This window comes from Vibrio sp. HB236076, from assembly GCF_040957575.1.
In the GTDB taxonomy this organism is placed as follows: domain Bacteria; phylum Pseudomonadota; class Gammaproteobacteria; order Enterobacterales; family Vibrionaceae; genus Vibrio.
The window spans coordinates 2,787,612-2,800,056 of sequence record NZ_CP162601.1 but is presented as its reverse complement, the minus strand read 5'-3'; the positions used below and the strand labels follow the sequence as shown (position 1 = coordinate 2,800,056).

The window sequence follows — 12,445 nt, the reverse complement described above, 5'->3', positions numbered from 1 at the left end:
CACGCGCTCCTAACACCGGATCGATGAGCGACATTCCAGCAGAGAAAGCTGGTTTCTTCCCGCTTGTTTCGCCTGGTAGAGTCTCTCATCAGCGAGTTGGATTAAAGATTCCATTTTGACTTCGCTTTCAGGGGTTATCGTACAAGCGCCGATACTAAGGGTAATGTGCTTTAAAGGAGAGCTTTGATGATCAATGGCTGTACTGGCCACTCTTTCTAGCATTCTTTGGCATATGATTTCTGCGCTGATCAGTGAGGTACTCGGTAAAAGAGCGAGGAACTCTTCACCGCCAAAGCGAATTAAAGTATCCGTTGGTCGATAGAGGCTGTCTTTGAGTAAGTTCGCGATCTGAGTTAAACATTGGTCTCCTTTTAGGTGACCATAAGTATCGTTGTAGCGTTTAAACCAGTCGATATCGATCATGGCCACACTCAAAGGGTGTTTGTCTCTTCGCGCTTGGCGGATCAATCTTGGCATTAAATCAGATAAGTAATGACGGTTATAGCACGAGGTTAAATTGTCGACACAGGTCAAGCGGGTAAGCTCATCGGTTTTGAGTTTGTGATCGACATGAGTACGGACGCGATTGATCAATGTCGGCGCATTGATGGGCTTGCTGATGAAATCGACACAACCGACATCCCAGCAACGAATTTCGTCAAACCCACTGTTCAGTGAAGTGACAAAAATGACCGGAATGTGACGTAAGCTAGGGTCTTTTTTGAGTTGTTGGCAGGTATCCATGCCATTTTGGCCATGCATCAGGATATCGAGAATGATCAAATCTGGGGTGAACTTTTCACAGTATTCGAGCACCTCTTCACCGGAATAAACCACATCGACTTTAAAGATGCCTTCGAGTACGCCTTTGATCACTTCAGCATTTATCGGCTCGTCATCACAAACTAAGATCCGTGCTTGAGAGCGGAAATAATCCATTTGTTGTAAAATACCTGACAGCATCATAATTCATCCTAGCGACACGTTCTTTGTATAGTGTTGTTCTACGAGTGGTCATCGAGAAAAAGCCATGTGTTAATGGACAAAGTTTAGATGTGTGAGAAACTCTTTGCTCAGGAGAATGATAATAAAGTGTGTGAATATGGTGTTTTTGTGAGCTAGTTAATAAATCGATGCTTTTTACGTGGCAAAAAATGCGAGCAATATCAACACAAGATCGCAATGATCCGGGGTGATCTTTGGCGGGTGGGGCAAGGTGCGAGTCGGAGTTAACAACAAAAAGGGCCTTCAAATTCTGAAGGCCCTTGATCATTAGAATATTGGCAACAGTGGTTTAGTTCATGCCGTATTTTTTAAGTTTTTTGCGAAGAGTACCGCGGTTGATGCCCATCATGGTCGCTGCGCGAGTTTGGTTACCGCGAGTGTACTGCATGATAGTGTCTAATAGAGGCTGTTCAACTTCAGCAAGCACTAGTTCATAAAGTTCAGTCACTTCTTGGCCGTTTAATTGAGCCAAGTAGTTTTTAAGAGATGCTTTAACAGAATCACGCAATGGTTTTTGAGTGATTTGATCTTGAGAGGTTACGGTTGTTACTGTTAATGCTTCTGAAGTCAGATTTTGTTCGAACATATTCGGTCTAGCTCTTCTCTTAATTATGATGCAACGTTATCAAAATAACCTTCTAATGCCTCGAGTTGCTGTTGGGCGTTATCAAGGGCATTAAAGGTACGGCGGAAAGCACCAGCTTGCTCGTGTTCTTTCAGGTACCAACCAACGTGCTTTCTCGCAATTCGCGGACCTAAAAACTCACCGTAAAACTCGTGGAGAGCGTGAACATGACCAAGCATGATTCCCTTGACCTCGGCGAGAGGGCGTTCGGGTAGCATGCTGCCGTTTTCCAAATAATATTGGATTTCCTCGAAAATCCACGGCCGACCTTGTGCAGGACGACCAATCATTAAAGCGTCAGCCTCAGTGTACTCTAAGACAAACTTCGCCTTTTCCGGGCTATCGATATCACCATTAGCGATAACTGGAATGGTAATGGCTTGTTTGACGGCTTTAATGCTGTCGTATTCGGCTTCGCCTTTGTACATACAGGCTTTCGTTCGTCCGTGGAGAGCCAAAGCTTGTATGCCGCAGTCTTGGGCCATTTTGGCAATTTGAACGCAATTCTTGTGCTCTAAATCCCAACCTGTACGGGTTTTCAGTGTGACAGGCACTGATACAGCATTCACCACTGTTGTTAAGATCTCTTCAACGAGATCAGGGAACTGAAGCAATGCAGACCCGGCCAGTTTTTTATTCACTTTTTTTGCGGGGCAACCCATATTGATATCAATAATCTGAGCGCCATTCTCGACACTAAACTGCGCAGCATCGGCCATAAGCGCAGGATCCGATCCTGCAATTTGCACCGAACGAACGCCGGATTCACCTTTGTGAACCATGCGCTGCTTTGATTTCGCCGTCTGCCAAACTTTTGGATTAGACGACATCATTTCGCTAACTGCCATTCCTGCCCCATAGCGCAAGCACAGCTCTCTGAACGGCCTGTCGGTCACACCCGCCATTGGCGCGACGATCAAGTTGTTGTTCAGTTGATAGTTTCCGATTTTCAAAGCATCATCACAGTTGTCACCCAGCAAGGGCGCGCATTTTACGCATTTTTTTATCTTCTGAAAAGACTAATATTTGAGCATGGGACAAATGTTTTACCAATTAGTATAAATTTCAGTCGATTAGCTCAAAGTATTTTCATCTGATTTTCACATTCTTTTGTTAACCCTGGCGAGGGGCAACTATATTGGTGCTTTTTTGTGCAAAAATCAAGCGACAAATTGCAGGTTATTTCACCACTGGGGTTATGACGATGTCTTTTGGCCTGAAATGCGGCACCATTCACTCTGCTCTTTAATCTCATCAAGTGAAAAATCCGCTTGATAGTAACGCGCGACATCTTGAGCTTGTGTGTCGAGTACGCCGGACATGGCCAGTTGTCCCTGAGGTTTGACCAAGCTGGTGATCACCGTGGAAAGCTCGCGCAAAGGACCAGCGAGAATGTTGGCGACGACGACGTCAGCGATTAAGCCTTCAGGTTGGTTTTGAGGCAAGTACACGTCGAGCTTGTCGGCAACACCGTTGCGCTGTGCGTTGTCGTGAGACGCTTGCAGTGCTTGTGGGTCAATATCGATACCGATGACTTTCTCGGCGCCAAGCTTGATGGCGGCAATGGCTAAGATGCCGGAGCCACAGCCAAAATCGATGACGGTCTTGCCTTGTAGATCCAAGCCTTCTAACCATTCTAAACACAAAGCGGTGGTGGGGTGTGTACCTGTTCCAAACGCGAGCCCTGGGTCGAGCATGACGTTAATCGCATCGGGTTCAGGGATATCACGCCAACTTGGGCACACCCATAAACGCTGACCAAACTTCATTGGGTGGAAATTATCCATCCACTCGCGTTCCCAGTCTTTATCTTCGAGTTGCTCGACTTTATAAGCAAAATCGGCTGCCAGTAGTTGGCTGCTTTTAATTTGTTCAACCACCCACTTAGTGTCGGTATCGGCATCGTAAAGCGCTAAGATATCGGTATCGCCCCACAGACGAGTCTCTCCGGGTAGTGGTTCAAACACCGGGGTGTCATGGGCATCGAGGAAGGTGACGGACAAAGCGCCGGTCAGTTCCATTAGCATATCGCCAATCGGTTCGGCGTTTTCGTTTGTGGCGTTGAGTTTGATTTGAATCCAAGGCATGAGCTTATCTCTATACTGGCGATTGAACAGTTGGCGCAAAGTGTAGCAGAACTTCGGCCAATATAATGAACAATGATAAAAAATGCCTGCACGGGGCAGGCATTGTTGAGCAAAAAGTCAGTAGGTAATTATTGTAAACCTAACTTCTTCTCTAGGTAGTGAATGTTGGCGCCGCCGTGTTGGAAGCTTTCGTCATTCATGATCGACTCTTGCAAGACGATATTGGTTTTGATCCCTTCGATGATCATTTCGCCCAAGGCATTTTTCATGCGGGCAATCGCGACATCGCGGTTCTCACCATAAGTGATCAGCTTGCCAATCATTGAATCGTAGTGCGGTGGTACCGTATAGCCGGTATAGATGTGCGATTCCCAGCGAACCCCCATGCCGCCTGGCGCATGAAAGTTGGTGATCTTACCGGGTGATGGCATGAAACGCTCAGGATCTTCGGCATTAATACGACATTCGATCGCATGGCCGCGGATCTTGATATCATCTTGGGTGAAAGACAGAGGCTGACCTGCAGCAACGCGAAGCTGTTCTTTGATCAAGTCAACGCCGGTAACCATTTCAGTCACTGGGTGCTCAACCTGAATACGGGTGTTCATCTCGATAAAGTAGAACTCGCCATTTTCGTATAAGAACTCAAACGTACCGGCACCGCGATAACCGATTTCGATACATGCGCGAGTACAACGCTCACCGATGTATTTACGCATTTCTTCAGTGATGCCTGGTGCTGGCGCTTCTTCAACCACTTTCTGGTGACGGCGCTGCATAGAACAGTCACGCTCACCTAAGTGAATGGCATTACCTTGACCATCGGCAATCACTTGGACTTCAACGTGACGAGGGTTTTCGAGGAATTTCTCCATGTAAACCATGTCGTTGTTGAAGGCAGAACGCGCTTCTGCACGGGTCATTGAAATGGCATCAACCAATTCAGACTCTTTGCGAACCACACGCATACCGCGACCGCCACCGCCACCAGAGGCTTTGATGATCACTGGGTAGCCAATGCGTTTCGCAAAGGCTTTGTTCTTCTCTGCATCGTTGTCTAACGGGCCGTCTGAGCCTGGTACACAAGGAACACCGGCCTTTTTCATTGCGGTAATTGCCGACACTTTGTCACCCATTAGGCGAATCGTTTCTGCTTTAGGGCCGACAAACACAAAGCCGCTGCGCTCAACTTGCTCAGCGAAATCGGCATTTTCAGACAAAAAGCCGTAACCTGGGTGAATGGCCACCGCACCGGTTACTTCCGCTGCAGAGATGATGCGCGGGATGTTAAGGTAGCTATCGAGGCCGCGAGCAGGGCCAATACAAATCGACTCGTCGGCAAGCAAAACGTGCTTGAGATCGCGATCGGCCGTTGAGTGCACCGCGACCGTTTTTATGCCGAGTTCTTTACATGCGCGAAGAATGCGAAGTGCAATTTCACCTCGGTTCGCGATGACTAATTTATCTAACATAAGGACCTCGATTACTCGATGATAACAAGCGGCTGATCGAACTCAACAGGTTGGCCATCTTCGACCAGAATAGCCGTGATCACACCCGATTTATCGGCTTCGATTTGGTTCATCATTTTCATCGCTTCAACAATACACAAGGTATCGCCAGCCGACACGCTTTGTCCAACTTGAACAAACGCAGGAGCATCAGGGCTTGGTGAGCTGTAGAAAGTACCGACCATTGGCGACAATACTTTGTGGCCTTTCGCTTCTTCCGCTGCAGGTGCAACAGGTGCTTCGGCAACTGGCGCAGCAGGGGCAGGTGCAGCGGCAGGTGCTGGAGCGGCCGCGTACTGAATTGGCGCTGCGGCTGGTGCAGGAGCGGTGTTACGGCTGATGCGTACTGACTCTTCACCTTCTGCGATTTCCAGTTCAGCGATACCAGACTCTTCTACTAATTCAATCAGCTTTTTGATCTTGCGAATATCCATTGTTTTTTCTCTTTATCTTGTGAAATAAGACAACCTCAATAGTGAGGCTGTAGAGGATGTACTATTTGCTGTCTAACCTTTCGATCGCGGCCGACAAAGCAAATTGATAACCTTGTGCACCTAATCCGCAAATTACGCCGAGTGCTTTATCCGACAAATAGGAATGATGGCGGAATGGCTCTCTGGCGTGAACGTTGGACAAATGCACTTCAATAAACGGTATATTAACGCCCAACAGAGCGTCTCTTAATGCCACACTGGTATGTGTGAATGCCGCGGGATTGATGACGATAAAATCAACCCTCCCCATGCTGTCGTGAATCTTTTCAATTAACTCGTATTCACGATTGGATTGAAGATGATCCAGTTCAATATGATGTTGCTCAGCCAGTTGCGTCAACTGTGTGACGATTTCATTGAGTGTTTGTGAACCATAAATACCGGGCTCTCTTTTGCCGAGTAAGTTTAAATTAGGTCCATTGAGTAACAAAATTCGTTTTCTGGCAGTCATCTGCGGACATCTTCCTTAAAAGTGTGTCGATAAAACACGATTCCAACTATACGGTAAAAAAACCGTTATTTCTGTTAGCGCAAAGCAAAAAAAATCATTTCGCCAACAATTATAGCTAATTCATAGCAAATCGCAGCATTTTACTGGTCTAATGACCAAGAATTAACAAAATGCTAATAAAATCGTCGGATACAAGGTTAGCCACTAGGTTAACACACCTGTATGAGGAAAAAAAAATGCCGCTGAGAATACAGCGGCAGAGGGAGGGAATGGCTATTTTACGTTAGAGCAAGTGAGTTTGTTCTTCGATCAGTTGCTCGACCACACTGGGATCGGCCAACGTCGAGGTATCGCCAAGATTGCTGGTGTCCCCGGTGGCAATTTTTCGCAAAATACGGCGCATAATTTTGCCCGAACGAGTTTTGGGCAGCGAATCGGTCCAGTGCAAAATATCCGGGGTGGCGATGGCACCAATTTCTTTACGCACCCAGTCCTTCACTGCTTTGTGCAGTTCGGCGCTTGGGTAGACGCCTTGATTGAGGGTCACGTAGGCATAAATTGCTTGGCCTTTAATTTCGTGCGGGATCCCCACGACGGCCGCTTCGGCAATTTGCTCAAAAGACACCAACGCCGATTCAATTTCAGCCGTGCCCATGCGATGGCCAGAAATGTTCAACACATCATCGACTCGGCCGGTTATCCAGTAGTAGCCATCTTGATCGCGTTTGGCGCCATCACCGGAGAAGTACATGCCTGGAAACGTCGAAAAGTAGGTTTGTTCAAAGCGCTCGTGATCGCCATAGACTGTGCGCATTTGCCCAGGCCAAGAGTCGAGGATCACCAAATTGCCTTCGGCTTCGCCTTCTAATACTTGCCCTTCGTTATCGACAATCGCGGGTTGGACACCAAAGAATGGCCGGGTGGCTGAGCCTGGCTTGAGCTCGGTGGCCCCTGGGAGTGGGGTGATTAAAATACCCCCGGTTTCCGTTTGCCACCAAGTATCAACCACGGGGCAGTTGCTGTTGCCAATGGTTTGATAGTACCACTGCCATGCCTCTGGATTGATCGGCTCGCCCACCGAGCCCATAATGCGCAGGCTTTCACGATGGGTGCCTTGAATCGCTTCTAATCCCTTCGCCATCAGAGCGCGTATCGCCGTCGGGGCGGTATAAAGTAGGGTGACGTGATGTTTGTCGATCACTTCGCTCATGCGCGAGGTGTTAGGGTAATTCGGTACCCCTTCAAAGAGAAGTGTCGTCGCGCCATTGGCCAAAGGCCCGTAAACTAAATAGCTGTGGCCAGTAATCCAACCCACGTCAGCGGTACACCAAAATACATCGTCTTTGTGGTAATCAAAAATGTATTTAAACGTAAGGGCCGCATAGACTAAATAGCCGCCGGTGGTGTGCAAGACGCCTTTGGGCTTGCCGGTCGACCCCGAGGTATAGAGAATAAACAATGGGTCTTCGGCCGACATTTCTTCTACTGGGCACACGTTACTGGCTTGTTCACACGCGCTTTGCCATTCAATATCGCGCCCTTCTTGCCATTCGATGTCGCCGCCAGTGCGTTTAAAGACCACGACGTTATCAATGCTGGTGACATTGGCGTTTTGCAAGGCTTGGTCGACGTTGGCTTTGAGTGGAACATTGCGGCCGCCGCGTACCCCTTCATCGGCGGTGATCACCAACTTGGCATTGGAGTCGATGATGCGCCCTGCGAGGGCATCCGGTGAAAAACCGCCAAACACGACTGTATGCACGGCGCCTATTCGAGTACAGGCGAGCATGGCAACGGCAGCTTCCGGAACCATCGGCATGTAGATACAAACGACGTCGCCTTTTTTGATCCCTTGTTGCTTGAGCACATTGGCAAAGCGACAGACTTTATCGTGCAGCTGATGAAAACTGATGTGCTCGTCTTGGCTCGGGTCATCGCCTTCCCAGATAATGGCGGTTTTATCCCCATCGGCACTTAAATGTCGGTCAACACAGTTAGCGCAGACGTTAAGCGTGCCGTCTTGATACCAGCGAATATCGATATGACCTGGATCAAATGAGGTTTGTTTGACCTTAGTAAACGGGGTGATCCAATCGAGAACCAGTCCTTGCTGCGCCCAAAAGGTTTCGGGGTTGTTAATGGAGGCCTGATACATAGATTGATAGGTGTGGTTATCAATATGTGCACTTTGTTGTATTTTTGATTTTATTGGGTACAAAGAGGGATCACTCATGACGTTTCTCCTTAAGTATTCGTTGCACGGCGAAGGGTCGCGTGGGCAAGATGTCCTATAACTGTTGACCAAGGTGGTGGATTCGACAATTAGACTTTTGGATGAGAAGCGGGAATTTGTTGTTGATCTCCCATTGTGGTGCCATTTAATTGATGGGTTACAAGGTTGTTGAGCCTGTACTGTGATCAGGATCTATAGGCACCACGCGATGCTGCTCCTGATGAGGGTGACCCTTTTTCACCATCGCCCTGTTGAAGGGGAGTTCAGAGATGCACTGGCGCGATGTGAGTGACTGCACAGCTTGAACGCATCAAGATGCGTCGCTGCACAGATTCTTCTTTCCGTGATTGAGTTTACAAGGTGGTGGTTATTTAATTTTCTGCACGGAGTTTGTCATACCAATCTGATGAAGTATGTGGTCAATCAACCTATTTGCTTATCAATACAAGACAGTGAGTCGTTGTTCTACACGTTATTTTCACAACGACGTTATCAAATGTTTTCACCCGCTAGGCTGACCTGCTATTTCGTTCGATTGGTATAAGTGCATCACAAGGGCAGAAAATGCAAGGTTGGGAAGTCGTTCCTATCTCATTGGCGTATCTAGGCGTGTTGTTTTTGATCGCTTGGTACGGCGATCGTCAAAAACAGTGGTTGTCACATTATCGCGCCGTGATTTATGCACTGTCGATTGCGGTGTACTGCACCTCGTGGACATTTTACGGTACGGTGGGCCAAGCCAGTACAAACCCATGGTCTTTCGTACCCATTTACCTCGGCCCTATTTTAGTCTTTCTCTTTTGTTGGCCGTTAGTGTCTCGTTTAGTCAGGGTGTCTAAACGAGAACACATCACTTCCATTGCCGATTTTATTGCCGCTCGATATGGTAAGTCACAAGGTTTGGCGGTGATGGTCACCTTAATTGCCGTGATGGGGATTTTACCTTATATCGCGTTGCAATTGCGCAGTATTACCATGAGTTTGGATGTGCTTGCCCCGGCACTGAGTGGCCAATTTGGCTATCAACAATCTCATGTCGCTGGTTTTGGCGTAGTGGTTTTGGCGTTATTTACCATGCTATTTGGCACACGGCATATCGACAATACAGAGCACCACCGCGGAATGATGATGGCCGTCGCCTTTGAGTCGATTGTCAAACTGTTGGCTTTTCTGACGGTAGGCTGGTTTGTCGTCAGTACCGTGTTGTCGAGCGAGGTGCTCGATTTCTCACCTTGGATGAGCGACAGCTATCAAGCCCCGAATTGGGCACAACTGGTGATTCACACCTTGCTGGCGATGATGGCTTTTTTGGCCTTACCGCGTCAATTTCATACCATGATTGTCGAAAATGAAGCGCCTAAAGACCTGTCGGTGGCGCGTTGGCTTATCCCGAGTTATTTAGTCTTGATGGCGCTGTTTGTCTTGCCGCTGGCATGGGCTGGGCATGGCTTACTCGGCTTGGGCTACGCCTCCGATACCTTTGTGATCAGCGTACCACAGAGCTTGGGTTCACAATCGATGGCCGTGCTGGCTTTTCTCGGCGGCACTTCCGCGGCCAGTGGCATGGTGATTGTCTCGACCATTGCCTTGGCGATCATGGTGTCGAACGACTTAGTCATGCCGTTATTATTGCGAAAAATGCGTTTTCAGGGCGGAGGATATCGCCATTTCTCTGGTGTGATGCTGCGCATTCGTCGCGCGTTGATTTGTTTTATTTTAATTGCCGCTTGGGGCTGTTATCGATTGCTTGACAGCATTGAGTCGCTGTCGGCAATCGGCTTTCTCTCTTTTGCGGCCGTGACGCAATTTGCCCCGGCTTTGCTCGGTGGTTTGTATTGGCGTCAGGGCAATCGCTTTGGGGTTTTTGCTGGATTGAGCAGTGGCTTTTTGATTTGGTTGATCACGGTGATGAGTCAAATCGGCATGTTTGCCGGTGATAGCCAAACCAATGTGTTGCTGTGGGTTGTCGAGCCGCCTCTTTGGTTGGCTGAGCTGGGGTTGAATAACAGCGACTGGGGGATGACCTTGAGCATCGTAGTCAATATCAGCGCATACGTTGTCATCTCTTTGTTGACGCGAGCCTCGGTTACAGAGCGTTGGCAAGCGGCGAACTTTATTGGTTCGAATGCCGATGGAGAAAGCATCAGTTTGTATCAAGCGCGCGTCACGGTCGCAGAGCTAGAAACCTTAACGCGTCGCTTTGTTGGTCGAGCGAGAATGCGCACCGCGTTTGAACACTTTTGGCAAGGGTTTGGCACCACATTGCTGCCGACTCAACAAGCGCCGGCGTCGCTGATCCGCCATACCGAACGCGTCTTAGCGGGGGTCTTTGGCGCCTCTTCGGCGAAGTTAGTTCTCAATTCGGCGTTGCAAGGCAAAAAGATGCAGCTCGAAGAAGTGGCGACCATCGTGGATGAAGCCTCGGAAATGTACGATTTTAGCCGTGGATTATTACAAGGGGCGATTGAGCACATCAATCAAGGTCTGTCGGTGGTGGACCGACATTTGCGCTTAGTGGCATGGAACCAGACTTATTTAGACATGTTTCACTATCCGCCGGGATTAATTCAAGTTGGGCGGCCGATTGAAGAGGTGATCCGCTTTAACGCCCAACGCGGTTTATGTGGCCCGGGTGAAGTGGAACGACACGTACAAAAGCGGATAAGTTACCTCAAGCAAGGCTCTTCCCATGTCTCATCGAGAAGGCACCCAGATGGCCGTGAAATTGAGGTTCAGGGCAACCCGATGCCCGGAGGCGGGTTTGTGATGAGCTTTACCGACATTACCGTTTTTCGCCAGGCTGAGCGAGCTCTCAAAGAGGCCAATGAAAGCTTGGAAGATCGCGTCAGAGTGCGTACCCAAGAGCTAGAAAGCCTCAACCAACAGTTGCGTGAAGCGACTGAGCGCTCACAGCGCGCGGCGGAGTCCAAGTCGCGATTTTTGGCGGCGGTGAGTCACGACTTGATGCAGCCATTAAACGCCGCCCGTCTTTTTGCTTCCTCCCTTGCCGAGGTGGCCAGTGAGGCACAGAGTCAGCAAAATGCGAAACATATTGAAAGTGCGTTGAGCGCCGCCGAAGATCTGATCGGGGATTTGTTGGACATCTCCCGTTTAGAAGCGGGCAAACTGGTGGTCAAACCTGCGCCATTTCCGCTGCAAAGTATGCTGGCCCATTTACACGCCGAGTTCTCTTTGCTCAGTGAACAGCAAGGCGGTGACTTTCACGTGGTGGACTCGAGCTGTTGGGTCTACTCCGACGCCAAGTTACTGCGTCGCATCGTACAAAACTTTTTGACCAATGCCTTTCGCTATAACCCCAAAGGTCGCATTGTGCTTGGCGTTCGCCGCCAGGGGCAATCTGTGAGTTTGCAAGTGTGGGACGATGGGCCTGGGATAGAAAAATCTAAGCAAGAACAGATTTTTGAAGAGTTTACCCGCGGCTCTCAGGTCACTGATCGCCAAGGGTTAGGATTGGGGCTAACCATTGCGAAAGGCATTGCGGATGTACTCGGCCACCGCCTTTCTCTTGAGTCGCAAGTGGGCAAAGGCAGTGCTTTCTCTATTCTGCTCCCGCGGGTCGAGAGCGTGGCAGGTGCACTTGAACCGAGCGATGAACCTGCTAATACCTCGTCGTTACAAGGGCTTAAAGTGTTGTGTATCGACGATCAAGCGGCGATCCTCGAGGGAATGCAAACGCTGTTGTCCCGTTGGCAATGCGAGGTCAACGTGGCCCTTAATGGGGAACAAATGGATCGGCAATTGTCCACAGGTTGGCAGCCCAAGGTGATCTTGTCGGATTATCGATTGCAAGGTAAAGAAACCGGGCTTGATTTGTTAAAAGCATACCGACAACACACCCGGCACGCGTTTGTGGGCGTCATCATCAGCGCGGACCGCACGCCTGACATTGTTGAGCAAGTCAAAGAGGCGGGGTTTATCTTCTTGGCCAAACCGGTTAAGCCACTTAAATTGCGCGCGTTACTCAATCAAAGTGTTGAGTAACGGTACTGACGATGGGCGGGCTGATAGGGCTCCCCCA

At 49.0% G+C, this 12,445-nt stretch carries 9 protein-coding genes; 1 reads left to right on the top strand and 8 read right to left on the bottom strand.

Features of this window, described 5'->3' with window-relative positions:
- Positions 1–9: 9 nt before the first annotated feature.
- From AB0763_RS12320 to acs, 8 genes are all read right to left on the bottom strand, one after another.
- On the bottom strand, positions 10–966 hold the full coding sequence (locus tag AB0763_RS12320; protein ID WP_306102065.1) for a diguanylate cyclase: 957 nt from the start codon (positions 964–966) through the stop codon (positions 10–12).
- 328 nt (positions 967–1,294) lie between these two features.
- Positions 1,295–1,591 carry a DNA-binding transcriptional regulator Fis gene (gene fis, locus AB0763_RS12315; protein ID WP_000462885.1) on the bottom strand — a complete coding sequence of 99 codons (297 nt, stop codon included), beginning with the start codon at positions 1,589–1,591 and terminating at the stop codon, positions 1,295–1,297.
- Between the two features lie 23 nt (positions 1,592–1,614).
- Positions 1,615–2,583: a tRNA dihydrouridine synthase DusB gene (gene dusB / locus AB0763_RS12310; RefSeq protein WP_306102064.1), complete on the bottom strand. Its 969-nt coding sequence runs from the start codon at positions 2,581–2,583 to the stop codon at positions 1,615–1,617.
- A gap of 243 nt (positions 2,584–2,826) precedes the next feature.
- On the bottom strand, positions 2,827–3,717 hold the full coding sequence (prmA, locus tag AB0763_RS12305) for a 50S ribosomal protein L11 methyltransferase (RefSeq protein WP_306102063.1): 891 nt from the start codon (positions 3,715–3,717) through the stop codon (positions 2,827–2,829).
- A gap of 128 nt (positions 3,718–3,845) precedes the next feature.
- Positions 3,846–5,189: an acetyl-CoA carboxylase biotin carboxylase subunit gene (gene accC, locus AB0763_RS12300; RefSeq protein ID WP_306102062.1), complete on the bottom strand. Its 1,344-nt coding sequence runs from the start codon at positions 5,187–5,189 to the stop codon at positions 3,846–3,848.
- 11 nt (positions 5,190–5,200) lie between these two features.
- Positions 5,201–5,662, bottom strand: a complete 462-nt coding sequence (gene accB / locus AB0763_RS12295; RefSeq protein ID WP_306102061.1) for an acetyl-CoA carboxylase biotin carboxyl carrier protein — start codon at positions 5,660–5,662, stop codon at positions 5,201–5,203.
- A 61-nt stretch (positions 5,663–5,723) separates the two neighbouring features.
- Positions 5,724–6,173 (bottom strand): type II 3-dehydroquinate dehydratase, encoded by a 450-nt coding sequence (gene aroQ, locus AB0763_RS12290; protein WP_306102060.1) that lies wholly within the window; start codon positions 6,171–6,173, stop codon positions 5,724–5,726.
- Between the two features lie 283 nt (positions 6,174–6,456).
- Positions 6,457–8,406, bottom strand: coding sequence for an acetate--CoA ligase (acs, locus tag AB0763_RS12285; RefSeq protein ID WP_306102059.1), 1,950 nt, complete (start codon positions 8,404–8,406; stop codon positions 6,457–6,459).
- Between the two features lie 564 nt (positions 8,407–8,970).
- Between acs and AB0763_RS12280 the strand changes: the two genes are divergently transcribed.
- A complete protein-coding gene (locus AB0763_RS12280; protein WP_306102058.1) occupies positions 8,971–12,408 on the top strand; it encodes a PAS domain-containing hybrid sensor histidine kinase/response regulator in 3,438 nt (1,145 codons plus the stop codon).
- Positions 12,409–12,445: the final 37 nt, after the last annotated feature.